The sequence below is a fragment of the Streptomyces sp. NPDC053513 genome, assembly GCF_044544765.1.
Lineage (GTDB): Bacteria > Actinomycetota > Actinomycetes > Streptomycetales > Streptomycetaceae > Streptomyces > Streptomyces litmocidini.
In genome coordinates, this window is the sequence record NZ_JBITXP010000002.1 from 468,115 (window position 1) to 492,233 (window position 24,119).

Sequence of the window (24,119 nt, forward strand, 5' to 3'; positions counted from 1 at the left end):
CCGATCTTCCTCGTGGGGGTTTCACCTTGCAGATCCGTTCCACCGGCGCCCGTCTCGCCACCGCCGTCACGGTCGTCCTCGCCGTCACCGCCCTCGGCGCCGGCACGCTCGCCACCGCGCCGGCCGCCTTCGCCGCGACGCCGGCCGCGGTCTCGGCCGACGCGACCCTGCCCGTCGTCGCCGAGGGCTCCCGGCTCGGGGGCGTGGGCGCCACCGGTTTCCTCACCTACTCCTTCGCCCAGGACGGCACGAGGAACCTGCTCTGGACGCCGAACGACGGCGGGAAGTCCGTCCGGCTCCAGCAGCCCGAGGGAGGCGGCTTCACGACGGGCGGCGACGTGGTCGTCCTCGGTGACGCCTCCTGGACCGCCAACATGCGTGCGCTCACCCTGCGGAACATGGCCACGCCGTTCGCCCCGGGCGTCGACATCGACCTCGCCGCGCTGAACGGCAACTACGTGGCCGTGCTGAGCCCGACGAGCGTCCTCGCGCAGATCACGAACACGGACGGCACGAAGGAACTGCGCGTCGTCACCAAGGACGGCGCCACGACGACCAGCCGCAAGATCGCGGGCCTGCCGACGGACGCCTCCGACTTCTTCGGCTCGCCGCTCCACGACGGCTCCGTCCTCGTCGGGTACGAGACGGGACCGGCGGAGAAGCGGACCGGCGGCCGGGCCCTGGTCGACGTGGCGGCCGGGACGGTCACCGCGACGTACGCCGCCCCGGAGGGCGGGATCGGCTACGGCGGCCTGGACTTCTCCGCCTCCCACGTGACCTGGTTCGGCTACGAGTCCGGCACCGGCGACTTCATCACGTCCGTCGACCGCAGGACGGGCGCGGAGAAGAAGACCGTCCTGGGCGCCCACACCGCCCAGTGGTACAGCGCGCTCGTGGGCGAGTGGCTGGTCTACGGCAACCCCGGGACGCCCGCCCGCGCCGTCTCCCTGACCAGCGGCGAGATCCGCGAGCTCGGCATCACCGCTTCGGCCTGGGCGTCCTCGGCCGACGGCAGCGCGGTGCTGCAGGGCAGCCGGGCCGCCGACGGCAGCGGGCTGTTCCGCGTCGCGGTCGCCCAGGACGGCACCCCGGCCGTCACCAAGCTCGCGGAGACGGGCACGCCGGTGATCTGGGAGCCGCTGGAGATCCAGCAGGTCCACGTGCCCGACACGGCCGAGCTCGACAAGACCGGCGGCAAGGTCACCCTGGGCTGGACGCTGTCGCGCGCCGACGCCTACCTGGACGTCACGCTCACGCACATCGCGACCGGCAAGGAGTTCACGAAGCGCGTGACCGCGCCGGCCACCGGCACCCTGTTCTCCTTCGACTGGGACGGTGTCATCGCGGGCGTGGACGCGCCGAACGGCACGTACGCCGTGGAGGCCGAGGCGACGCCGCTGGACGGCATCGGCGAGCCCGCCTACCAGGGCTGGAAGATGAACGTCGTCCGCACGGCCGACCCGCACGACTACACCGACAACGGCTCCACCGACGTCCTCGCCCGGGACGCCTCCGGCGTGCTGTGGCGCGACGACCTGCGGGACCGCCCGGTGAACGGCCAGGTCAAGTCGGCGCAGCGGGCGAAGATCGGCTCGGGCTGGGGGGTGTACAAGCAGATCGAGGCCGTCGGCAACGCCGGCGGCGCCGCCCCCGGCGACCTGATCGCGGTCGACGGCTCCGGCGTGCAGTGGCTCTACCTCGGCAAGGGCGACGGCACGTTCGCCCCCCGGGTCAAGGTCGGCACGGGCTGGCAGATCTACAACAAGATCGCCGCCGGTTCGGACCTCGACGGCGACGGCCGCCCCGACCTGGTGGCCACGGACGGCGCCGGCGCCCTGTGGTTCTACAAGGGCACCGGCAGCTACGCCAAGCCGTACGCGCCCCGGGTGAGCCTCGGCGGCAACTGGCAGGGCTACAACCAGCTCACCGCCGTCGGGAACATCGCCGGCACGGCCGCCGGGGACATGGTCGCCCGCGACACCGCCGGCACCCTCTGGCTCTACCAGGGCAACGGCACCGGCGGCTTCTCCCTCCGCGTGAAGATCGGCGGGGGCTGGGGCGCCTACTCCCAGCTCGTCGGCGCCGGCGACCTCGACAACGACGGCCGCCGCGACCTGATCGCGTACGGGTCGGCCGGCACGTACGTCTACCGCTCGACGGGCAACGCCACCGCCCCCTTCGCCGCTCGCCAGGCGACGTCGCTGTACGCGGGCGAGGGCTCCAAGTTCAACAACGTCCTGTAAGAGCTCTAGTCCTCAAGGGGGACCCGGAAGGATCCGCATCCAGCGGGACGACCGGGCCCCCCGCCCCCCGTACCGTTTTCGGTGTGACCCAGACACAGTCCCCCGAGACGAGCCGCAGCCCCGAGTTCCGCCTGGTGCAGGTGGCGCTCGGCGGGCTGCGCCAGGAACTCTTCCACGACGCCTTCGCCTACCGGCCGCTGCCGCGCATGGACGTGCACGGCGGTCCGACGCGCTTCCTGCCGGAGCGGATACGGGTGTACGCGGGGCTGCTGCCGCACGCGGTCGTCGCCTTCGCGGCGATGATCGTCTTCATCATCGGCATGGAGCGCTACCACGGCGCCATCGGTCCGTTCGGGCTCCTGACCGCCCTCGTGCCGGCCGCGATCGTGCTGCTCACCCTGGTCCGGCCGGTCCTCGCCTTCTGGGCCTCGCTCGGCACGACGCCCTTCGTGGGGTACCTCGCCAGCTACGAGGTCGGCTGGCCCTGGGCGGCGAACTCGCTGGCCGCGCACCTCGTGGTCCTCGTCGTCGTCGCCGCCCGCACCCGGCCCCGTACCGCCGCGTGGATGTGGCTGGTGACGGCGGGCTACTGCTTCTTCGCCGAGATGTTCCTCGGCATCGGCGTCACCTCCGACTCGGTGCCGCTGCTGTTCGTCGCCGCCCTCGCCCTCCTCACCGTCACCGTCTTCCAGGTCCGCCGCCAGGCGACCCGCGAGGTCACCGCCCAGCAGACCGTCACCGCGCAGGAGCGTTCGAAGCGGACCCTCCTGGAGGAGCGGACGACCATCGCGCGGGAGCTGCACGACGTCGTCGCCCACCACATGTCGGTGGTCGCCATTCAGGCGGAGGCCGCGCCGTACCGGGTGGAGAACCCGCCGCCGGAGCTGGAGCAGGCGTTCCTCACCATCCGGGAGAACGCCGTCGCCGCGCTGACCGAGCTGCGCCGCATCCTCGGGGTCGTCCGGGCCGAGGACTACGAGGCGCCCGACGCGCCGCAGCCGACCCTCGCCGACCTGGACGCGCTGGTCCGCAACGTGCGGGAGGCCGGGCTCGACGTGGAGAAGACGGTGACCGGCGCGGTGCGCGAGCTGCCGCAGGGCGTGGAGCTCTCCGCGTACCGGATCGTCCAGGAGGCCCTGTCGAACGTGTTGCGGCACGCGCCGGGCGCGGCGGCGAAGGTCGAGGTCAGCTATGTCCTGGGCGGCCTCGGGCTGCGGATCGCCAACGGTCCCGCCCGGGGCTTGGTGAAGCCCTCGCCGGGCGCGGGCCACGGCATCACCGGGATGCGGGAGCGTGTGACGATGCTGGGCGGGGAGATGACGGCCGAGGCCACCGACGACGGCGGCTACGAGGTGACGGCCTTCGTCCCCGTGAGCCGTGAGGAGGCCGTGCAGTGATCCGCGTACTGATCGTCGACGACCAGATGATGGTCCGCGAGGGCTTCTCGGTGCTGCTCGGCGCGATGCCGGACATCGAGGTCGTCGGCGAGGCGGTCAACGGCCGGGAGGCGATCGCGCAGGTCGCGGCCCTCCGGCCCGACGTGGTCCTCATGGACATCCGGATGCCCGAGCTGAACGGCATCGAGGCCACCCGGGAGATCGTCGCCGCCGACGCGGACGCGAAGGTGCTGGTCCTGACCACCTTCGACCTCGACGAGTACGTGTACCAGGCGCTGCGCGCCGGAGCATCCGGCTTCCTCCTCAAGGACGCCTCGGCCCGGCAGCTCGCGGACGGCGTCCGGGTGGTCGCGGCCGGTGAGGCGCTGCTCGCGCCGACGGTCACCAAGCGGCTGATCACCGAGTTCGCGAAGGCGCCGGGGACGTCTGCGCGCCCGCCGGCGACGGCGCAGATCGGGGAGCTGACCGAGCGGGAGACGGAGGTCCTCGTCCTCATCGCGCAGGGCCTGTCGAACGCCGAGATCGCCGACCACCTCGTCGTCGCCGAGTCCACGATCAAGACGCACGTCAGCCGGATCCTGGTGAAGCTGGGCCTGCGCGACCGCACGCAGGCGGCGGTCTTCGCGTACGAGGCGGGGCTGGTGCGGGTCGGCGGGTGAGGCGCCGGCACGGGGCGGCGGTACGGTCGAGGCTCCGGTACGAGGGCGGCGCCGGTACGGGCGAGGCTCCGGTACGGAGACGGTGCCCCGGTCCGGGAGTAGCGTCCGGGCATGGACGCTGTTGACGCTGTGTACGACCCCTGGTCCGCGGAGTTCGTCGCCGACCCGTATCCCGCCTACGCCGAGCTGCGCGCCGCCGGGCGCGCCCACTGGCACGCCCCCACCCGCCAGTGGCTGATCCCGCACCACGAGGACGTGTCCGCGCTCCTCCGGGACCGGCGCCTGGGCCGGACGTACACCCATCGCTTCACGCACGAGGAGTTCGGGCGGGAGGCGCCGGACGCCGCGTACGAGCCGTTCCACACGCTCAACGACCACGGGCTGCTCGATCTGGAGGCGGCCGACCACAGCCGGATCCGGCGGCTCGTCTCGAAGGCGTTCACGCCGAGGACGGTGGAGAACCTGGCGCCGACGGTACGGAGGCTGGCCGCGGACCTGGTCGGGGAACTGGTCGCCGACGGCGGCGGCGATCTGCTCGCGCGGGTCGCCGAGCCGCTGCCGGTCGCGGTGATCGCCGAGATGCTCGGCGTCCCGGCCGAGGACGAGGAGCGGGCGCGGCTGCGGCCCTGGTCGGCGGCGATCTGCGGGATGTTCGAGCTGAATCCCTCGGAGGAGACGGCCCGGCGGGCGGTCGAGGCCTCGGTGGAGTTCTCGGACTACCTGCGGGAGCTGATCGCGCGGCGGCGGAAGAGCCCGGGAGACGACCTGATCTCGTCCCTGGTCGCGGTGGAGGAGCTGACGGAGCAGGAGATGATCTCCACCTGCGTCCTGCTCCTCAACGCGGGCCACGAGGCCACCGTCAACACCACGGTCAACGGCTGGTGGACGCTGCTCAGGGAGGGCGTCCGGCCGGATCCCGAAAAGTTGTCCACAGCTGTGGAAGAACTTCTGCGCTACGACACGCCGCTCCAGATGTTCGAGCGCTGGGTCCTCGACGACATCGAGCTCGGCGGCGTCACCCTTCCGCGCGGCTCCGAGGTCGCCCTCCTCTTCGGCTCCGCCAACCGCGACCCCGCCCGCTTCGGCCCCACCGCCGACGTCCTCGACCTCGAACGGGCCGACAACCCGCACGTCACCTTCGGCGCCGGCATCCACTACTGCCTCGGAGCCCCGCTCGCCCGCCTCGAACTGACCGCCGTCTTCGGCGAGTTGCTGAGGCAGGCGCCGGGGCTGAGGCTCGCGGCGGAACCGGTGTGGAAGCCGGGGTACGTCATCCGGGGCTTCGAGGAGCTGCTCGTGGAGGTGTGACGCTCAGCCGTTGACGTCCCGGCGGCGCAGCCCCGCCAGGCCCGCCGCCGTCAGGGCCGCCGCCAGGGCCGTCAGGACCAGGACCGGGGGCCAGGCCATGTCCGGGCCCGGCAGCCTTGGCAGGTGCCCGAAGGGGGAGGCGTCCAGGACGGCCTGCGGCAGGTCGAGCGCGGGGCCGATCCAGCCGAGGGCCAGGCAGAGCCCGGCCACGCCCCACGCGGCGGTCGCGGCCTTGGGGACGGCGCCCCAGAGCAGGACCGCGAGGCCGGCGAGCGTCCAGACGGCCGGGAGCTGGACGAGCGCGGCACCCAGGATCGGGCCGGGCCCGTGCCCGTAGGAGAGGGTCAGGCCGAGCCCGCCGAGGACCAGGATCAGGACCGAGCCGCCGAAGGCGGTCACCAGGTGCCCGGCGGCCCAGCGGAGCCGGCCGAGGGAGCCCGCGAGGAGCGGTTCGGCCCGGCCCGAGGTCTCCTCCCCGTGCGCCCGCAGCACGGACCCGACCGCGTACAGCGCAGCGAGCATCCCGAGGAGGGAGACCATGGTGGCGAGGAAGGCGTCGGTCAGCGCGCTCTGGCCGCCCATCCGCTCGAAGATCTCCCGGGCCTGTTCGTTGTCGCCGACGATGTCGGCCGCGCCCTCGACCATCCCGCCGAAGACGAGCCCGCCGAGCAGGAAGCCGAGGGACCAGCCGAGGAGCGTGCCGCGCTGGAGCCGCCACGCGAGCGCCCCGGCCGTCGCGAGCCGCCCCTCCGCCGGGCCCGGCCGGGTCGGGAGGAAGCTCGCGCCGACGTCCCGGCGGGCGGTCAGCGCGTACGCCGCCGCCGTCTGCGCCAGGACGGCGGCGAGGATCAGGAGCAGCACCCACCAGCGTTCGCCGGCGAAGGCGCGGACGTGTTCGGCCCAGCCGACCGGCGAGAGCCAGGTCAGGACCGAACCGCCGTCCGCCGTGCCGGAGTCGCCGGCCGCCCGCAGGACGAACGCCAGGCCCAGGACGGCCGCCGCCAGGCCCTTGGCGAGCCGGGCGCTCTCCGTGAACTGGGCGGCGAGCGCGGCCGTGGCCGCGAAGACCATGCCGGTGCCGCCGATCGCCAGACCGAGCGCGAGCGCCCCGGCCGCGCCCTGCCCGGCGAGGCCGGCGGTGACGAGGAGGGCGACGGCCGTGTTGAGGACGAGGGCGGAGAGGAGCGCCGCCGTCAGCGGGGCCCGGCGGCCCACCGCCCCCGCGGAGAGCATCTCCTGACGGCCCGTCTCCTCCTCCTCGCGGGTGTGCCGGACCACCACGATCAGGCTCGCGACGGCGGCGAGGACCGCGCCGAAGGTGCCGAAGCGCCAGGCGACGAGCCCGCCGAGGGAGTCGCCGAAGACCGGCCCGTACAGCGCGCGCATCGAGCTGTTGGCGGTCATGGAGGCGGCGAGCTCGGCCCGTTGGGCGGCCGTGGAGTACAGCCCGTCCAGGGAGCCGGCGCCGCTCGCGACCAGGCCGCCGGTGACGAGCGCCCAGACGGGGAGCGTCAGCCGGTCGCGGCGGAGCGCGAGCCGGGTGAGGGCGCCGGTGCCGGTGAGGGGCCCGCTCCGGGTGGGGACGGCGGTGCCGGCGAGGGTCATGACGCCACCTCGTCCGTGTAGTGCCGGAGGAAGAGCTCCTCCAGGGTGGGCGGGGTGGAGGTCAGGCTCCGTACGCCCGAGGCGGTCAGGGAGCGGAGGACGGCGTCGAGCTTGTCGGTGTCGACCTGGAACCGCACGCGGCTGCCCTGCGTGTCCAGGCCGTGGACGCCCGGCAGGTGGGCGAGGCCGTTGGGCGGTCCGGCGAGTTCGGCGGTGACGCTGGTGCGGGTCAGGTGCCGCAGCTGCGCGAGCGAACCCGACTCGACGGTGCGGCCCTTGCGGACGATGCTGATCCGGTCGCAGAGCGCCTCGACCTCGCTGAGGATGTGGCTCGACAGCAGGACGGTCCGGCCCAGGTCGCGGGCCTCCTCGACGCAGCTCTGGAAGACCTCCTCCATCAGCGGGTCGAGGCCGCTGGTCGGTTCGTCGAGGACGAGCAGGTCGACGTCGGCGGCGAAGGCGGCGACCAGGGCGACCTTCTGCCGGTTGCCCTTGGAGTAGGTGCGGCCCTTCTTGGTGGGGTCGAGCTCGAAGCGTTCGATCAGCTCGGCCCGCCGGGACCTGTCGAGGCGGCCGCTCCCGCGCAGCCTGCCGTACAGGTCGATGACCTCGCCGCCGGAGAGGTTGCGCCAGAGCGTCACGTCGCCGGGGACGTACGCGATGCGGCGGTGCAGCTCGACGGCGTCGGCCCAGGGGTCGCGGCCGAGGAGTTGCGCGGCGCCGGAGTCGGCGCGGAGGAGGCCCAGGAGGACCCGGATGGCGGTGGACTTCCCGGCGCCGTTGGGGCCGAGGAAGCCGTGGACCTCGCCGGTCTCGACGGTGAGGTCGAGGCCGTCGAGGGCGTGGGTGCGCCCGAAGGACTTGTGGAGTCCGACGACGCTGATTGCCTTCGTCATGCTTCTGAACGTACGGTAGTTTCACAAATTTGTGAAGTTAAGGAACCGTATAAAGTCAGAGGATGGGTGAGAGCGAGATGACGACGAAGACCGACGGGACCGGCGACGAGGCGGTCTCCCGCTTCGTGGAGCGCTTCGCCGCCGAGATGACCGCCGCCGGGATGCAGCGGATGGCGAGCCGCGTCTTCGCGGCCCTCCTCGCCTCCGAGACGGCCTCCATGACCTCGGCCGAGCTGGCCGAACAGCTGCGGATCAGCCCCGCCGCCGTCTCCGGCGCGATCGGCTACCTCACCCGGGTGGGCATGGTCAGCCGCGAGCGCGACCCCGGCACGCGCCGCGACCGGTACGTCCTCCACAACGAGCTCTGGTACGAGACCTTCACCCGCCGCGACCAGGTCCTGGTCCGCTGGGAGAAGGTCCTCGACGAGGGCGCCACGACCCTCGGCGCGGACAGCGCGGCGGGCCGCCGCATCGCGGAGACGGCCGAGTTCTTCGCCTTCCTGCACGGCGAGATGGCCGGGATCATGGGCCGCTGGCGTGCCCACAAGGAGGCGCGGGCGGGCTGATCAGGGGACTCGGGTCTCCAGCGGCGGGGCGAGCCGTTCCAGGAGCGCGGTGAACTCCGGCCCCCCGTCGCTCTTCCGGTACGGCTCCGCCGGCCACAGCGGGCGCCCGTCGATCCAGGGCACGACGAACGGCGTGCGGCCGCCGGGGGCGAAGTCCCGCAGGCCGTGCAGCCAGGCGGTGCCGACGGGCCGGGCCGGCAGCCCGCGGCGCGGCCTCTTCGGCGGGCCGGGAGGGATCAGCGGGAGCAGCCCCTCGGGCTGGACGTACGGGCCGCCGTGGACGGGGAACAGCACCAGGACGGGGCCGCCGCCGTGCGGGTCGTACAGCAGGACGTACCGGCGCGGGGTCGGCGGGGCGGCGGACGCGGCCCGGGCCATCAGCCGCGCCGCGGGCCTGCCGGCGACCAGCAGCCGGTGGCAGGAGTGCGCGAGAGCGCCCAGGACCAGCAGGCCGATGCCGTACAGCATCGGGACGTCCCCCTTCGGCGGCCCGGTCAGCGCGGCCGCGCCGACGGCCGCGCAGAACGCGAGCGCGATCAGCACGCGGGGCACCCCGGCGACCCTCCGCAGACCCCGCACCCGCCACCAGGCCACCCGGCGCACGTCCGCCTCCGGGCGGAGCGCCTTGCCCTGCGGCGCGGCCTGCCGCCGGGCGTGCGCGGCGAGATCCGCGTACGCCGGTCCGGCCGCGCGGGGCAGTCCGTCGAGGCGTACGGAAAGGCCGTCCACGGTGATGTGCTCGGTGACGTCCACGGGCCCCTGCGGCTGCTTCGGGGCGGCCCGGCGCATCAGGCCCTCCGCCTCCGCGTGCGCCACGATCCGGCGGCGCACGCGCGCGCCGCGCATCGGCTTCGCCCAGATCAGCGGCCCGCCGCCGGGCGCGGCGAGGACCCCGCCCGCGCGCGGGTCGCCGCACCACCACAGCACGCCGTCCGGGCCCGGCCGCAGCAGCTCGTAGCGCTCCCGGGTCGCGATCACCGTCAGCGGCCACGTCTCGGCACCGCCCGGGGAGCGCAGCACGACGCTCGTCGCGTACCGGCTCTGGCCGACCGCCACGGCGGGGTGCGCCGACCAGACGCCCGCGCCGAGGGTCCGGCGCATCCGCCGCGCGAGGACCAGCGAGCCGGCCCCGGCGCCCATCGCGACGATCCCGAGCGCGAGGACCGCGAGGACCGGCCCGGAGGCACCGAGGGCCCCGAGACCGACGGCCAGGGCCACCGTCACGCCGCCCCCGACGACCAGCCGCTCCGCTCTTCGCCGGTACCGCCCCAGCTCGGCCGCCGTCTCCTCGACGTCCAGCGCACACGTCATCGCGCGTCTCCCCCGCCCCTCTGGTCACCCTGCGTCGACGCTAGGGCCTGAGGAGAGCGACGCGCCAGCGGCAATCGGAGCGAGGGCGGTCCGGGAGCTGCCCCTTCGGGCCGGCCCCGCGCGCCCGGCACTGTCCAGAAGACGCTCCCTAGGCGGCGTCCCGGGGCAGGGTCAGCCCCCACGCCCCCGCCCTGACCGTCCACGTCCGCCGCCGCACCGGCCCCGCGACCCGCCCGTCCGCGCGGTAGCGGAAGTCCGGGCCCGAGACCGTGAGGGTGCGGGCGGTCGCGCGGCGCGGCGGGGCCGCCGACGGGCGGACGGTCACCTCCGCCGTACCGCCCGTGGAGCGGACCGACAGGCCCTCCACGGGCGTGTCGACGTCGGCGAGGAGCACGCCGTCGGCCTCGACGCGCAGCCGGGTCGCGGCCACGGGCGCCGGGCGGACCAGCGTACGGACGAGGGAGCGGCAGGTGCCCCAGACGGACGGCGCCGCCGGGACGAGGACGGGGAGGCCGGGCACCAGGAGGTCGCCGAGGACGACGCCGTCGCTGTCGTCGACGAGCAGGTCGAGACGGCGCACGGCGCCGTGCAGGACCGTCCGCGCCGCCGTCGGAGTGGAGCGCGGCACGCCGAGCGCGTGGGCCACCGCGAGATCGTCCGGGGCGCCGATCGGGACGAGCGAGAGGGCCCCCTCGGCGAGCTCCCGCTCGCGGTGCAGCAGGGCCACCGTGCGGAGCAGCGCGCGGTCGTCGCCGAGGACGACGGGGCGCCGGGAGCCGCGCCGGGCCAGGGCCCGGCAGAATTCCTCGGGGCCGTCCGGCAGGCAGATCTTCGCCTCCGCGCCCGCGGACAGCACGTCTTTCGCGATCCGTACGGACTCGCCGTCATTTCGGCGGGCGACCGGGTCGACGATGACCAGCAGCTGGTCGTGATCCGACACCTCGGTCCTTCCTCGGGTAGCATCTTTGTGCAAGAGCCCCTTGCGCTATTGCGCCAGGGGCTTCGTCTATTCCGGGGCACACCGGTGAGGCGGCGTACGCCCCCTGACCTTGGACATGCCCCACCCGGAAGGGGTGTACGCCTGTGCCCGCACTTGTGCTGCTCGGTGCTCAGTGGGGTGACGAGGGCAAGGGAAAGGCCACCGACCTGCTCGGTGGATCCGTGGACTACGTGGTGCGTTACCAGGGCGGCAACAATGCCGGCCACACGGTCGTCGTCGGCGACCAGAAGTACGCGCTGCATCTCCTCCCTTCCGGAATCCTCTCCCCGGGGTGCACCCCGGTGATCGGAAACGGTGTCGTCGTCGACCCGGCGGTCCTGCTCTCCGAGCTGAGCGGACTGAACGAGCGCGGCGTCGACACGTCGAAGCTCCTGATCAGCGGCAACGCCCACCTGATCACCCCGTACAACGTCACCCTCGACAAGGTGACGGAACGGTTCCTCGGCAAGCGCAAGATCGGCACCACGGGTCGCGGCATCGGCCCGACCTACGCCGACAAGATCAACCGCGTCGGCATCCGGGTCCAGGACCTGTACGACGAGTCGATCCTCACCCAGAAGGTCGAAGCGGCCCTGGAGGGGAAGAACCAGCTCCTCGCAAAGCTGTACAACCGCCGCGCGATCGACGCCGCGCAGATCGTCGAGGAGATGCTCCAGTACGCGGAGCAGATCAAGCCGTACGTCGCGGACACCACCCTGATCCTCAACAACGCGCTCGACGAGGACAAGGTCGTGCTCTTCGAGGGCGGCCAGGGCACGCTCCTCGACGTCGACCACGGCACGTACCCCTTCGTCACCTCCTCGAACCCGACCGCGGGCGGCGCCTGCACGGGCGCGGGCGTGGGCCCGACGAAGATCTCCCGTGTCATCGGCATCCTCAAGGCGTACACGACCCGCGTCGGCGCCGGCCCGTTCCCGACGGAGCTGTTCGACGAGGACGGCGAGGCGCTGCGCCGCATCGGCGGCGAGCGCGGTGTCACCACCGGCCGTGACCGCCGCTGCGGCTGGTTCGACGCGGTCATCGCCCGCTACGCGACCCGGGTCAACGGCCTGACGGACTTCTTCCTCACCAAGCTCGACGTGCTGACGGGCTGGGAGCAGATCCCGGTCTGCGTCGCGTACGAGATCGACGGCAAGCGCGTCGAGGAGCTGCCGTACTCGCAGACCGACTTCCACCACGCGAAGCCGATCTACGAGATGCTGCCGGGCTGGTCCGAGGACATCACCAAGGCGAAGACCTTCGCGGACCTGCCGAAGAACGCGCAGGCGTACGTGAAGGCGCTGGAGGAGATGTCGGGCGCGCCGATCTCCGCGATCGGCGTGGGCCCCGGCCGCACGGAGACGATCGAGATCAACTCGTTCCTGTAGGAACGCCGGAAGGGCCCGCACCCCTGGGGGTGCGGGCCCTTCCGTGTGTCCGTCAGCCGTCCACCTTCGTGTCCCGGCCGACCTTGTCCCAGGCGTTCAGGTCCGAGCGGACCTGGTCCAGGTGGGCGTGGATCGCGTCGATCGAGTCGGAGCCGAGGGCGAGGCGGAGCGGGGTCTCGTCGGCGTTCAGGGCCGCGAGGACCGCCGCCGCGGCCTTCGCCGGGTCGCCCTCCTCCGTGCCGCTGCCCGTCTCGACGTAGGCGCGGGTGGCGCCCACCGTGTCGGCGTAGTCCTCGATGGCGCCCCCGCTGACGCCGCCGCTCCCGAGGAGGCTGGTGCGGAAGGCGCCGGGCTCGACGACGAGGACGTCGATGCCGAGCGGCCGGACCTCGGCGGCGAGGGCCTCGGAGAGGCCCTCCAGGGCGAACTTGGTCGCGCTGTAGGCGCCGAAGCCGGGCAGCGACATCTGGCCGCCCATGCTGCTGATCTGCACGATCGCGCCCGAGCGGCGGGCCCGCATGTGGGGCAGGACGGCGCGGGTGAGGGCGGCGGGGCCGAAGACGTGCACGTCGAAGAGGGAGCGGAGCTCCTCGTCGGTGGTCTCCTCGACCGAGCCGACGTGGGTGCGGCCCGCGTTGTTGACGAGGACGTCGACGCGGCCGTGGCGCTCGACGAGCTCGGCGACCACCCGGTCGACGGCCGCGTGGTCCGTCACGTCCAGGGCGACCGGATCCACCTGATCCGGGTGCGCGGCGACCAGGTCGTCCAGGGTCCCGGTGCGGCGGGCCGCGGCGACGACGACGTCGCCGGCGGCGATCGCGGCCTCGGCGAAGGCGCGCCCGAAGCCGCTGTTGGCGCCCGTGATCAGCCAGACCTTGCTCATGTCCGTACTCCCCCTCGTGGGTGCTGCCCGGTGGCAGCTCGCTGTCCCAACAAGCTTGGGACGGAAGGATGTTGTCCGTCCAAGATCCGGCGTGATAGCCCATGGTTATGGATGTGCACGGGCGGGACCTCCGCTACTTCCTCGCGGTCGCCGAAGAGCTCCACTTCACGCGGGCCGCCGAGCGGCTGTACGTCTCGCAGCCCGCGCTCAGCAAACAGATCCGGGCCCTGGAGCGGCAGCTCGGCGCGCCCCTCTTCGACCGCGGCCGGCAGGGCGTGGCCCTCACCCCCGTCGGCACGGCCCTGCTGCCGCACGCGCGGGCCGTGCTCGCCGCGTGGGAGGAGGGCCGGGAGGCGTTACGGCGGGCGAGGGCGGCCGCCGACGGCACCCTGGTCGTCGGCATGAGCACCAGCCCCGGCCGCGGCGGGCTGCTGCCCGCGATCCGGTCCCGGTTCACCGAGGCGCACCCGGAGGCCCGGCTCAGGCTGCGCCAGGTGGGCTGGGAGGACCCGACGGCGGGCCTCGCGGACGGCGACAGCGACGTGGCCTTTGTGTGGCTGCCGCTGGCCGGGGCGGACCGTTTCCGCTGGGTCGTCGTCGCGACCGAGCCCCGGCTCGTCGCCCTCCCGGAGGCGCATCCGCTGGCGGCCCGCGAGTGCCTGGACTTCGCCGAGCTCCTCGACGAGCCCTTCCTCGCCCTCCCCGCCACCGGGCCCGAACTCCGCGACCACTGGCTGGCCGTGGAGGCCCGGGGCGGCCGGCCGCCGGTCGTCGGCGCCGAGATCGCCAGCGCGGACGAGGCGTACGAGGCGCTGGTCGACGGCCTCGGCGTCTGCCTGGTCGCCGCCGGGAACGCCTCGCTCCTCACCCGCGGCGGCGTCGTCACCCGCCCCGTCCACGGCGTCGCCCCGAGCCGCTTCGCCCTCGCCTGGCGCGCGACCGACCCCCGCCCCCTGGTCCACGACTACGCCCGCGCGGCGTCCGAAGTCGTCTCCCGCGAGGCCTGAACCCGCCTCGCACCGACGGGGCGTCGGGCGCTTGTGGGAACGCCGCCACCGCCGGCGCCGTCGACCGGCCCCGGGGGCTACTCCCGTACGAACTCGGCCGGGAGCTACTCCCTGACGAACTCGGCCGGTTCGCCGTCGCTGGTCATCCCGTACACCTGGAGCCGCTCCTTGCCCTGCCAGTGGGTGATGCGGAGGTTGCTGGAGCCGTTCTCGGCGCAGTCCGGGTCCCAGCTGTCCGGGTCGCGGGTCTCCGGGCCGATGACGAGGAGGGAGCCCGCGCCGCCGACGACGGCGGTGGTCGCGCAGCGGACGTCGTCGGCGAGCAGGTTCCCCTGGTCGTCCATGCGCGGGTACGCCTGCTCGAAGCGGACGAGCGGGGCGCCGACCGGGCCCTGGACGATCGTGACCTGGTAGGACCAGCGGTCGGGCTCGGGCTGGGTCACCGTGTCCGGCGCCTGCTTCCAGGTGCCGACGTAGGCGGCGGGGACGACGTCCGGACCGGCCTTGACCCGCTGGAAGGTGCTCCTGGCGACGCCGGAGCCCCATTCGACGACGTCGGTCGAGCGCAGCCTGAGGGTCTGGCGGGCGGCCGGGGTGCAGCGCCGGGCGGGGACGCTCTCGGTGATCTCGGCCTCGCCGAGGACGAGTTCGCCGTCGGTGGCGGAGATCAGGGTGGCCCGGCCGATGCACAGCAGTTCGCCGGTGACATGGGTGTAGACGGCGGTCTTGGCGCCCGCGGGGCCCTGGGTGATCTCGATCCGGCTGGTCTCGTAGGGCGCGTTGGCCGTGCCCTTGAGGACGCCCTCCCAGGCGCCGAGGAAGGCGGCGGGGACGATCCCGGCGGGGCGGGCGCCGGTGCCCTTTCCGTTGCCGCCCGGGGTGCGGACGGTGCCGTCGTCGCCCCGGCCGGGCCAGTAGGCGTACGCGACGGTGGCCGCCGCCGCGACGGCGAGGGCCGTGACGGCGGCGAGGAGGGCGGTACGGCCCCGGCGCCGGGGCGCGGGCGCCGCGGGCCCGGTGGGGGCGGTGCCGGGCGCGCCACCGGCCGGCGGGGGAGTGTCGGAGGCGGCCGGGGCGCCCTGCGCCGGGGCGGACCCCTCCGCTTCGAGGAGCCGCGCCGCGTGCCGGCCGAGCCGCGCCAGGACGTCCGCCGGGAGCCAGGGGTCGGCGACCGGGAGGGTCTCGACGATCTCGGTCGCCGTGGGGCGGGCCGCCGGGTCCTTGGCGAGGCAGGCCCGGATGAGTCCGGAGAGCTCGGGCGGGAGGTCCGTCAGGTCGGGCTCGTCGTGGGCGATGCGGAACATGGTGGCGTGGACGCCGCTGTCCGCCGTGCCGAAGGGGGCGCGGCCGGTCGCCGCGTACGCGAGCACGGACCCGAGGCAGAAGACGTCCGACGCGGGGCCGACGTGGTCGCCGCGGACCTGTTCGGGCGACATGAAGCCGGGGGAGCCGACGACCGCCCCGGTGGTGGTCAGGTTGCCGCCGGTGTCGACCGTGTCGACGGCGCGGGCGATGCCGAAGTCGATGATCCGCGGCCCGTCGACGGTCAGCAGCACGTTGGACGGCTTGAGGTCGCGGTGGACGAGCCCGGCGGCGTGGATGTGGTCGAGGGCGCGGGCGAGCCCGGACCCAAGGGCCCGTACGGTCGCGGGCGGCAGCGGCCCGAACTCGTCGCCGACGACGGTCCGCAGCGAGGGTCCCGGTACGTACCCGATGGCGACCCACGGCGAGTCGGCGGTGGTGTCCGAGCCGAGGACGGGCGCGGTGCCGGTGCCGCCGACCCGTTCCAGGGCGGCGACCTCGCGGGCGAAGCGGCGCCGGAACTCGTCATGGGCGGCCAGCTCCGCGTGCACCACCTTGACCGCGACGGTCCGCCCGCCGGCCGAGCGCGCCAGGAACACCCGGCCCATCCCGCCGACCCCGAGGCGGCCGATCAGGCGGAACGGGCCGACGCTGACCGGATCTTCCGCGTGCAATGACTCCACGTCGCCAGAGCATGCCAGACGAGCAGATCGGCCGTACCGGGGAGACGACGAGATCGGAGATCAGCCCTCTCCGCACACCACCAGCCCCTTCGGCGTCGCGCACGGCAGGTGTCCGTGCGCGCGGATGACGTCCTGGCCGCGCCCCGACCGGAGGTACGTGAGGAAGCTGGAGGCCGGGGAGTCGGCCGGGGGCAGGCCCCAGGTGTAGGCGTACTCGGTCTCCCGGTACGGATAGCCGGACTCGCCCAGCTCGTCCACGAGGGGCCGCCGTCCGTCGACGGCCACCCGGTGCAGGCCCTTGCGCCCTTCGGTGGCGCGGAGTTCGGAGTAGCCGAGGGCGCCGGGGAGTTCGGCGACGGTGGCGAGGACCTGTTCGGTGGAGTCGAGTTCGCAGCGGACGACCTTCGACTCGGGGTCGTCGGAGGTCCGGCAGTCCTGCGAGGAGTTGGCGGGCTCGTTGCGGTCGAGGACCCGGCGCTGGAAGACCTGCCGGGTGCCGGAGTTGGCGTCCCGGCTGACGAGGAGGACCGGTCGGTCGAGGCCGGGGACGAGCTGGTCCCAGTTGCGGATCTCGCCCCGGTAGACGCGGCGGACCTGGTCCAGGGTGAGGTCGTCGACGGGGATCCCGTCGTTCACGACGAGGGTGAACAGGGAGACGGCGACCATGTTCTCCCGCAGTTCGGGGAAGCCGCCGGGCTTGCGCCCGTCGGAGAAGGCGATGACCGCCTTCTTCCCGGGGCCGGCCTGGGCGAGCTCCCGGATCCCGGCGGTCGAGCCGTGCACGTCCACGGTCACGGTGGAGCCCTCGCAGTCCTTCTCGTACTGCCGGGCCGCCTCCCGCAGGGCGGGGGCGAAGGCCGTCGAGCCGGTGAGGGCGAGGGCGCCCCGGGCGCAGCCGATGGGCGGCGGGGTCTGCTCGCGGACGATGATCGCGGCCAGGGCCACGACGCAGGCGGTCAGGACGACGGTGACGTTGCGGGCGGTCGGGCTGAACCTGGGCGGCTTCTCGTCGGGGGTGGTGCTCCGGTTGCGCCGGATGGAGCCGCCCTGGAGGCTGCCGACGATCTCCACGTCCCCGTCGGAGACGCCGCCGGAGAGCTGGACGAGCAGCTTGAAGTACTGCCCGCGCTCCAGGGCCGTCTTGGGGACGAGGACGGCGCTTCCGCGGCGGCCCAGCCGGGGGGCGCGTGCCAGGTCGTCCCGTACGGAGTCCCAGCCGGCCGGGACGGTCGCGACGACGCCCTGGACCTCCACCCGGTCACCGAAATTGATCTTCAGTCCGTGGGGTTCGGCGGCAGAGCCGTAGTCCTCGGAGCTGATGTCGAGTTCCCGGTCGTTCTCGATGCGGAGGAGGACGAGAGTGGAGCCGTCGGAGGGCGTGGCGATGCCGTTCACCTCGCCCTCCCGCACGGTCATGACCTCGCTGGCCTGGTTCCCCTCGCGATGGAGCGGGGTGTTGAGCTGCACGCGGAAGCCGAGCCGCTTGCGCTGCGGCGAGAACCGGTCGATCCAGACGACGGCGAGCGTGACCAGGACACCGACGAGGGCCGTCCCCACGGCGATGACGTTCTCTGCGGTTATCCACTCCATGGCCGGGACGGTACGGACGTCTGTACGAGTGCGGGGGCGGTGTAGCGGGCCGCCACCTGGACTTCGCCCTTCGTTCAGGGAGGGCCGCGAGGAGACCTGCGGCTGCGGGGAGACCTGCGGCGAGGCCCGCAGGGAGGCCCACCCGGGTGGACGGACATGGGTTGCCGGGGGTCTGGAGCGTGGGTGTAATGGCCACGAGGGGGCCTTCCGTGTGAGGAGTACCCCATGCGCTCGATGCGTGTCGTCGAAGTGACCGCCTACGGAGGACCCGAGGTCCTCAGGATGGCCCGCCGGCCCGAGCCGGAGGCCGGGTCCGTCCCGGGCAAGGTGCGGGTGCGCCTGAAGGCGGCCGGAGTGAACCAGGCGGACCTGCGGATCCGCGCGGGCCGGTACGCCGACGCGGTCGGCGACCTCAGGCCCCCGTTCGTCCTGGGGACGGACTTCGCGGGCAAGCTCCTCGACCCCGTGGCCGGCATGGAGCCCGGCGCCCGGGTGGCCGGCTTCGTGCCCTGGTTCGAGATGCTGACGGGCGACGGCACGTACGCCGAGATCATCTGGGCCGACCCGGAGTGGCTGTCCCCGATCCCGGACGACGTGGACTTCACGGTGGCCGCCTCCCTCCCGCTGGCCTCGGCCACCGCCCAGCAGGCCCTCGACCGGCTCGACCTCCCGCCGGGGGCGACGCTGCTCGTGACCGGCGCGAGCGCGGTGGTGGGCCGCCTGGCCGTCCAGTACGCCCATGCCGCCGGACTGCGCGTGGTGGCCGTCGCCCACGAGGGCGACGAGCCCGAGCTGCGGGTCCTCGGCGCGGACCACGTCGTCACGCGCGGCGTCCCCGAGGACGTGGTCGCGAAGGTGCGCGCGGGCGACCCGGACGGGGTGGACGCGGTCTTCGACGGGGCGCTCGTCGGCGCCGAACTGCTCCCGGTGGTCAAGGACGGCGGCGCGTTCGCCGCGCTCGCCCCCGACCGGGTGCCGGCCGCCGAGCGGGGCATCCGCGTCGAGACCGTACGGGCCAGGCCGGACGCCGCCCGGCTCACGGAGAGCCTGCGGAAGGTGGCGGACCGGGAGCTGACCACCCGGGTGGCCGACGTCATGCCCCTGGAGGAGGTCGCGGAGGCGCACCGCAGGGCGGAGGCGGGCCACAGGCCGGGCCGGATGATCCTGATGATCTGAGAGTGATCCGGGTCACAGGGGCCGGGTGGGACTGGACCTCAACTTTGGTTGAGGAAGAAGGATCTCTCCCACCAGCCCCTGTGACTCAGGAGACGATCCCCATGGCCACGCTGCTCCACATCGACACGTCCTTCAACGGCGACCACTCCCACTCCCGCGCCGTCACCGCCGCCTTCCGCGAGGTCTGGGAGGCGGAACACCCCGGGGGGACGGTGATCTACCGCGACCTCGCGGCGGAACCGATCCCCCACCTGGAGGCCGCCGCCTACTACGCGGGCAACACCGCCCCCGCCGAGCAGTCGCCCGAGCAGCGCGCGGCCTTCGCCCTGCGCGCCGAACTGATCGAGGAGGCCGAGCGGGCGGACGTGATCCTGCTCGGCGCCCCGATGTACAACTACACGATCCCCTCGACGCTGAAGGCCTGGATCGACCACGTCTTCCTGGTGGGCCGCACCTCGGTGACCGAGCACCCCTCGCTCGCCGGCAAGAAGGCCGTGGTCGTCGCCAGCCGCGGCGGCTCCTACCGCGAGGGCACGCCGATGCACGGCAACGACTACGTCGAGAGCTACCTGCGGATGGCCCTCGGCACCGGCTTCGGCCTGGACGTCAGCTTCATCGTCCCCGAGCTGACCCTCGCCCCGCACGTCCCGGCGATGGCCGACCTGATCCCGCTGCACGAGGCCTCCCGCACGGAGTCCCTCGCGACGGCGGAGTCCCTGGCGAAGGAACTGGCGGTTCAGCCGGCCGCGTAGCCGGGAGGCCTGGCAGGGTGCGCTAGCAGGGGGCGCTGATGTTCCCGCAGTAGATCCAGCCGGACGCCGGCGAGGTCACGTAGTACCAGCGGTTCCCGGCGGAGTTGACCTTGCTGGACGTCCAGTAGACGTCCTGTCCGTACGACGTCTGGTACTTGACGCCGCAACTGGCGGCCGCGCAGCTCCTGATGGGCCCGCCGAGGGACATCGCCCATTCGCCGGTGGCTCCCGTGGGGGCCGCCTGGGCGGGCGCCACGGCCGTCGCGGACATCACGGCACCGGCCAGGACACCGGCCGCGGCGAGCATACGGAAACGCATGATGGATCCTCCGTCGTTCGAGGGCCCCGGGGCTCCGGGTCCCGACGGGGCGCCACTCTGGTCGCGCCCGCCGCGATGACGGAAGGATCAGGCCCGTCCCGGACACGTCCCGGACGGGCCTGATCCTGTCCGGGACGCGCCCCGGAGACTCAGTCCTGCCAGGTCAGGAAGGCCGCCCAGGCGGACGGCTCCACGGCGAAGGTGGGGCCGTCCTGGACCTTGGAGTCGCGGAGGTGGACGGCGTGGGGGCAGGCGGCGACTTCTACGCAGTTGCCGCCGCTGTCGCTGCTGTACGAGGACTTGTGCCAGTCGAAGGCGACCTCGACGCAGTCCCCGCCGCCGCTGTCGCTGTAGCTGGACTTGAACCAGTGCAGGGTGTCGTTCATCTCCGTGCTCCCGCCAACTCCTCGATGAGGCCCAGCGACCTGCGCGGATCTAGGGCTTGTGCCCGGATCTTCGCATACCGCTGCCGGTGCGTACTGACCTTCGCCCGGTCGGAGATCAGCAGGCTCTCCCCCTGGATCTCCAGGAAGGTCACGTGGTCGTGGGCCGGGGTCTCGACGAGGTTCATCATGCCTCGGTCACCCGAGTACTCCCCACCCAACCCCGCGTCCAGCGGCAGCACCTGAAGGTTCACGTTGCTCCTCCGGGCACACTCCGCCAAGTGCGCCAACTGCTCGCACATGACTTGCTCGTCACCGATCGGCCGCCGCAGCACCGACTCGTCGAGGACCAGCTCGATCTCGCACACCTGCTTCCGGTCGAAGAGCGCCTTCCGCGCCATCCGCCCGGCGACCAGCTCGTCGACCCGCTCCGGCGTCGGCTCCGGATGCCCGCCCGCGATCAACGCCCGTGCGTACGCCTCCGTCTGGAACAGCCCGTGCACCACGTGGTTCGCGTACAGGCAAAGGCCCACCGCCTTCTGCTCAATCGGCGCGTACCCCCGGAACTGCTCCGGCAGCTTCTCCAGCCGTACGAGCTCCCGCATCTCCTCGAAGATGCCCGTGCCGCCGCCCAGGACCCGTTCGAGCTGGACCAGTATCTCGTCGCTCACCGGATGGATGAGCCGTTCCATCGCACTGACGGCCGCGCCCGTGAAGCCCATCTGGGCGCCCTCGTACTCCTGCGTCCAGCCCTTCTTCTGACGCAATCGCTTCGCCACGGCGGCCGCCATGCGGGCCGCAGGGCCGACCGTTTCCCTGTTTTCCGATCGTGCCATTCACGCTCCCCATCCGGACTCAACCGATCTCAACCGGTCTCAACTGCTCCCCGCCGAATTCGACTGCGCACGGGCCGCGTTGACGCAGGTCAAGGGGTTGCCGACGCGCCCGCCTCAGTCGTGGAAAACGCTAGCGCCGACGCGGGAACATGGTCGCGTGAATGAAGAGAATCGGGAAGTGAACGTGGATTGGATTCCTGTTTCCGGATTCCAACTCCGTAAGGCGGGCGTACAATTCGACGCCGTTCGGGTGGACGGCGACGAAGGGCGCCGGCTGGCCGACTGGATGGAGGTGCTCACCGGGGGAGACCCGGGGCCGGTGGTCATCGAGGCGAACGGCCGGCGCGGGGTGTACTTCCTCGTACCGCCCGGCACCACGGCGCACAAGTCCTGGCCGCGCGGAGTGACGCGCTTCAACGCGGGCCCGGCGCACATCAGCTACGTACCGGTCCCGGCACTCACCGGTCGGACCTGGCCCCTGGCCTGGCGCTGCCCGCCGACCACCCCGGACCGCTTCGTGCACCCGCTGCTCCTGCGGAGCACGGTGACGGAACTGTTCGCGGACCCGTACGCCGCCGGGGCGCGGTGAAGCCGAGGTGTGTCTCCCCGGCGACCTCCTCCTCCGACCTGTTCGGTTGCGCGCGCCCACCTGTGCATGCAAACTTGCATGCATGGTTGCACTGCAGATTCGTGACGTGCCCGAGGAGATGCGAGACCGGCTGGCGGCCATAGCGGGTGAGCGTGGACTGTCCTTGCAGGCGTACCTCTTCGACGTGCTCGCCGACGAGGTACGACGCCGCGACAACCTGGCCGTACTCCAGAGGTTTTCGGCCGGCCGGTACGAGACGCGGCTCGCCGCCGCCGATGTACTGGACGTGCTGAGGGCCGGTCGCGCCGAGCGGGACGCGGGGCTCGGAGCACCCGGAGATCTGCCGGGGGGCGAGGAGTGATCGTCGTCGACGCGTCGGTCTTCGCGTTCTCGCTGCTCGACGAGGGCGCCATCGGGGACCGGAGTCGTGCCGCACTCGCTGCGGACAGCAGATGGATCGCGCCGGAGCACTGGATGATCGAGGTGCTCTCGGTGATTCGGGGGAACCTGCTCGGAGGGAAGATCTCCCAGGAACACGCGGAGGACGCCGTCTCCGCCCTCGCTCGGCTGGAGCCCGTCGTACCGCGCTCACGCGTGCTCCTGCCCCGCGTCTGGGAGCTGCGGGGAAACCTCACCGCCTACGACGCGGCCTACGTCGCGGCGGCGGAGCTGTACGGCTGTGCGCTGGTCACGGCGGACGGCCGCCTGGCCCGTGCGTCCGGCATCCGCTGCCCCGTGGACGTGATCGGCGGCTGAACCGCCCGCTCCGCCCCACCCCGCAACGTGTCGGGTCCGCCACGGTCTCGATGGACAAGATGGTCATGGCCCGTCCCACCTGCGGTTCCTTACCCTCGACCCCATGACCCCTCATGTCGAACCCGATCCCCGGGCCGGCGCCGCCGTCAAGGCCGCCGACCGCGCGCACGTCTTCCACTCCTGGTCCGCCCAGGGCCTGATCGACCCGCTCGCCGTGGCCGGCGCGGAGGGTTCGTACTTCTGGGACTACGACGGCAACCGCTACCTCGACTTCACCAGCGGCCTCGTCTACACCAACATCGGCTACCAGCACCCCAAGGTCGTCGCCGCCATCCAGGAGCAGGCCGGGAAGCTCGCGACCTTCGCGCCCGCCTTCGCCGTGGACGTCCGCTCCGAGGCCGCACGCCTCATCGCCGAGCGCACCCCGGGCGACCTGGACAAGATCTTCTTCACCAACGGCGGCGCCGAGGCCGTCGAGAACGCCGTCCGCATGGCCCGGCTGCACACCGGCCGCACGAAGCTGCTCTCCGCCTACCGCTCGTACCACGGCGCCACCTCCACCGCGATCAACCTGACCGGCGACCCGCGCCGCTGGGCCTCCGACACCGCCTCCGCGGGCGTCGTGCACTTCTGGGCGCCGTTCCTCTACCGCTCGCCCTTCTACGCCGCCACCGAGGCGGAGGAGAGCGCGCGGGCCCTCCAGCACCTGGAGGACACGATCGCCTTCGAGGGTCCGGCGACGATCGCCGCGATCATCCTGGAGACCGTGCCCGGCACCGCCGGCATCATGACCCCGCCGCCCGGCTACCTCGCCGGCGTCCGCGAGATCTGCGACAAGTACGGCATCGTCTTCATCCTCGACGAGGTCATGGCCGGCTTCGGCCGCACCGGCAAGTGGTTCGCCGCCGAGCACTTCGACGTCGTCCCCGACCTGATGACCTTCGCCAAGGGCGTGAACTCGGGCTACGTGCCGCTCGGCGGCGTCGCCATCAACGCCGAGATCGCCGCCACCTTCGACAAGCGCCCCTACCCCGGCGGCCTGACCTACTCCGGTCACCCGCTGGCCTGCGCCGCCGCCGTCGCCACCCTCCAGGTGATGGAGGACGAGAAGGTCGTCGAGCACGCCGCCCACATCGGCGAGAACGTCCTCGGACCGGGCCTGCGCGAGCTCGCCGAGCGCCACCCGTCCGTCGGCGAGGTCCGCGGCACGGGCGTCTTCTGGGCGCTCGACCTGGTCAAGAACAAGGAGACCCGCGAGCCGCTCGTCCCGTACAACGCGGCCGGCGAGGCCAACGCGCCGATGGCCGCCTTCGGCGCGGCGGCCAAGAAGAACGGCCTGTGGCCCTTCATCAACATGAACCGCACCCACGCCGTTCCCGCCTGCAACGTCTCCGAGGCCGAGGTCAAGGAAGGCCTGGCGGCCCTGGACGCGGCCCTCACGGTCGCCGACGAGCACACCGCGTAACAGCTGGTACGAGGAGGTCTCCTCCG

Annotated in this window: 23 protein-coding genes; 13 read left to right on the forward strand and 10 right to left on the reverse strand. The window is 73.1% G+C overall.

Annotation, left to right across the window (positions count from 1 at the left end; all coding sequences use genetic code 11):
* Nucleotides 1-26: 26 nt before the first annotated feature.
* The 4 genes from ACIGW4_RS05395 to ACIGW4_RS05410 all read left to right on the forward strand — a co-directional run bounded on the left by ACIGW4_RS05395 (nt 27) and on the right by ACIGW4_RS05410 (nt 5,607).
* Nucleotides 27-2,243 carry an FG-GAP repeat domain-containing protein gene (locus ACIGW4_RS05395; protein ID WP_399578627.1) on the forward strand — a complete coding sequence of 739 codons (2,217 nt, stop codon included), beginning with the start codon at nt 27-29 and terminating at the stop codon, nt 2,241-2,243.
* An 83-nt stretch (nt 2,244-2,326) separates the two neighbouring features.
* Nucleotides 2,327-3,640, forward strand: coding sequence for a sensor histidine kinase (locus tag ACIGW4_RS05400; protein WP_123453227.1), 1,314 nt, complete (start codon nt 2,327-2,329; stop codon nt 3,638-3,640).
* Entirely contained in the window at nt 3,637-4,299 is a 663-nt protein-coding gene (locus ACIGW4_RS05405; protein ID WP_123453225.1) for a response regulator transcription factor, read from the forward strand. The genes ACIGW4_RS05400 and ACIGW4_RS05405 overlap by 4 nt, the downstream gene beginning before the upstream one ends.
* A 111-nt stretch (nt 4,300-4,410) precedes the next feature.
* Nucleotides 4,411-5,607, forward strand: coding sequence for a cytochrome P450 (locus ACIGW4_RS05410; protein WP_399578630.1), 1,197 nt, complete (start codon nt 4,411-4,413; stop codon nt 5,605-5,607).
* 3 nt (nt 5,608-5,610) lie between these two features.
* On the opposite strand, the gene ACIGW4_RS05415 is transcribed toward ACIGW4_RS05410, so the two are convergent.
* The gene (locus ACIGW4_RS05415; protein WP_399578632.1) at nt 5,611-7,212 is read right to left on the reverse strand and encodes an ABC transporter permease; all 1,602 of its coding nucleotides are present in this window, start codon (nt 7,210-7,212) and stop codon (nt 5,611-5,613) included.
* A complete protein-coding gene (locus ACIGW4_RS05420; protein WP_398708221.1) occupies nt 7,209-8,108 on the reverse strand; it encodes an ATP-binding cassette domain-containing protein in 900 nt (299 codons plus the stop codon). The genes ACIGW4_RS05415 and ACIGW4_RS05420 overlap by 4 nt, the downstream gene beginning before the upstream one ends.
* A 62-nt stretch (nt 8,109-8,170) precedes the next feature.
* Between ACIGW4_RS05420 and ACIGW4_RS05425 the strand changes: the two genes are divergently transcribed.
* The gene (locus ACIGW4_RS05425) at nt 8,171-8,674 is read left to right on the forward strand and encodes a GbsR/MarR family transcriptional regulator (protein WP_123453217.1); all 504 of its coding nucleotides are present in this window, start codon (nt 8,171-8,173) and stop codon (nt 8,672-8,674) included.
* Here ACIGW4_RS05425 and ACIGW4_RS05430 read toward each other — a convergent pair whose 3' ends face one another.
* On the reverse strand, nt 8,675-9,985 hold the full coding sequence (locus ACIGW4_RS05430; protein ID WP_399578635.1) for a hypothetical protein: 1,311 nt from the start codon (nt 9,983-9,985) through the stop codon (nt 8,675-8,677).
* A gap of 148 nt (nt 9,986-10,133) precedes the next feature.
* Nucleotides 10,134-10,958 (reverse strand): diacylglycerol kinase, encoded by an 825-nt coding sequence (locus ACIGW4_RS05435; RefSeq protein ID WP_123453214.1) that lies wholly within the window; start codon nt 10,956-10,958, stop codon nt 10,134-10,136.
* 110 nt (nt 10,959-11,068) lie between these two features.
* Here ACIGW4_RS05435 and ACIGW4_RS05440 point away from each other — a divergent pair, with 110 nt between their 5' ends.
* Nucleotides 11,069-12,352: an adenylosuccinate synthase gene (locus tag ACIGW4_RS05440; RefSeq protein ID WP_093875340.1), complete on the forward strand. Its 1,284-nt coding sequence runs from the start codon at nt 11,069-11,071 to the stop codon at nt 12,350-12,352.
* A gap of 52 nt (nt 12,353-12,404) precedes the next feature.
* On the opposite strand, the gene ACIGW4_RS05445 is transcribed toward ACIGW4_RS05440, so the two are convergent.
* Entirely contained in the window at nt 12,405-13,235 is an 831-nt protein-coding gene (locus tag ACIGW4_RS05445; protein WP_123453212.1) for an oxidoreductase, read from the reverse strand.
* Between the two features lie 101 nt (nt 13,236-13,336).
* On the opposite strand from ACIGW4_RS05445, the gene ACIGW4_RS05450 reads away from it, so the two are divergent.
* Nucleotides 13,337-14,242 carry a LysR family transcriptional regulator gene (locus ACIGW4_RS05450; RefSeq protein ID WP_399578639.1) on the forward strand — a complete coding sequence of 302 codons (906 nt, stop codon included), beginning with the start codon at nt 13,337-13,339 and terminating at the stop codon, nt 14,240-14,242.
* A gap of 104 nt (nt 14,243-14,346) precedes the next feature.
* On the opposite strand, the gene ACIGW4_RS05455 is transcribed toward ACIGW4_RS05450, so the two are convergent.
* Nucleotides 14,347-16,227, reverse strand: coding sequence for a serine/threonine-protein kinase (locus ACIGW4_RS05455; RefSeq protein ID WP_399578641.1), 1,881 nt, complete (start codon nt 16,225-16,227; stop codon nt 14,347-14,349).
* 60 nt (nt 16,228-16,287) lie between these two features.
* Nucleotides 16,288-17,817, reverse strand: a complete 1,530-nt coding sequence (locus ACIGW4_RS05460; RefSeq protein ID WP_399578644.1) for a substrate-binding domain-containing protein — start codon at nt 17,815-17,817, stop codon at nt 16,288-16,290.
* Between the two features lie 225 nt (nt 17,818-18,042).
* On the opposite strand from ACIGW4_RS05460, the gene ACIGW4_RS05465 reads away from it, so the two are divergent.
* Together ACIGW4_RS05465 and ACIGW4_RS05470 are read left to right on the forward strand one after the other, a co-directional pair.
* Nucleotides 18,043-18,993 carry an NADP-dependent oxidoreductase gene (locus tag ACIGW4_RS05465; RefSeq protein ID WP_260174392.1) on the forward strand — a complete coding sequence of 317 codons (951 nt, stop codon included), beginning with the start codon at nt 18,043-18,045 and terminating at the stop codon, nt 18,991-18,993.
* Nucleotides 18,994-19,094: 101 nt separating this feature from the next.
* The gene (locus ACIGW4_RS05470; RefSeq protein ID WP_123453205.1) at nt 19,095-19,745 is read left to right on the forward strand and encodes an FMN-dependent NADH-azoreductase; all 651 of its coding nucleotides are present in this window, start codon (nt 19,095-19,097) and stop codon (nt 19,743-19,745) included.
* Between the two features lie 22 nt (nt 19,746-19,767).
* Here the strand turns inward: ACIGW4_RS05470 and ACIGW4_RS05475 are convergent, their stop codons facing one another.
* The 3 genes from ACIGW4_RS05475 to ACIGW4_RS05485 form a co-directional block, all read right to left on the reverse strand.
* Complete coding sequence (locus ACIGW4_RS05475) at nt 19,768-20,064, reverse strand: hypothetical protein (RefSeq protein ID WP_399578646.1); 297 nt, start codon at nt 20,062-20,064, stop codon at nt 19,768-19,770.
* Nucleotides 20,065-20,213: 149 nt separating this feature from the next.
* On the reverse strand, nt 20,214-20,450 hold the full coding sequence (locus tag ACIGW4_RS05480; protein ID WP_399578647.1) for a DUF397 domain-containing protein: 237 nt from the start codon (nt 20,448-20,450) through the stop codon (nt 20,214-20,216).
* A complete protein-coding gene (locus ACIGW4_RS05485; RefSeq protein ID WP_399578648.1) occupies nt 20,447-21,283 on the reverse strand; it encodes a helix-turn-helix domain-containing protein in 837 nt (278 codons plus the stop codon). The genes ACIGW4_RS05480 and ACIGW4_RS05485 overlap by 4 nt, the downstream gene beginning before the upstream one ends.
* A 157-nt stretch (nt 21,284-21,440) precedes the next feature.
* Between ACIGW4_RS05485 and ACIGW4_RS05490 the strand changes: the two genes are divergently transcribed.
* The 4 genes from ACIGW4_RS05490 (at nt 21,441) to ACIGW4_RS05505 (ending at nt 24,093) form a co-directional block, all read left to right on the forward strand.
* Nucleotides 21,441-21,872, forward strand: a complete 432-nt coding sequence (locus ACIGW4_RS05490) for a hypothetical protein (RefSeq protein WP_399578650.1) — start codon at nt 21,441-21,443, stop codon at nt 21,870-21,872.
* 82 nt (nt 21,873-21,954) lie between these two features.
* Nucleotides 21,955-22,233: a hypothetical protein gene (locus ACIGW4_RS05495; RefSeq protein WP_398708236.1), complete on the forward strand. Its 279-nt coding sequence runs from the start codon at nt 21,955-21,957 to the stop codon at nt 22,231-22,233.
* Entirely contained in the window at nt 22,230-22,628 is a 399-nt protein-coding gene (locus tag ACIGW4_RS05500; protein WP_398708238.1) for a type II toxin-antitoxin system VapC family toxin, read from the forward strand. The genes ACIGW4_RS05495 and ACIGW4_RS05500 overlap by 4 nt, the downstream gene beginning before the upstream one ends.
* Before the next feature lie 103 nt (nt 22,629-22,731).
* Nucleotides 22,732-24,093: an aspartate aminotransferase family protein gene (locus tag ACIGW4_RS05505; RefSeq protein ID WP_123453191.1), complete on the forward strand. Its 1,362-nt coding sequence runs from the start codon at nt 22,732-22,734 to the stop codon at nt 24,091-24,093.
* Nucleotides 24,094-24,119: the final 26 nt, after the last annotated feature.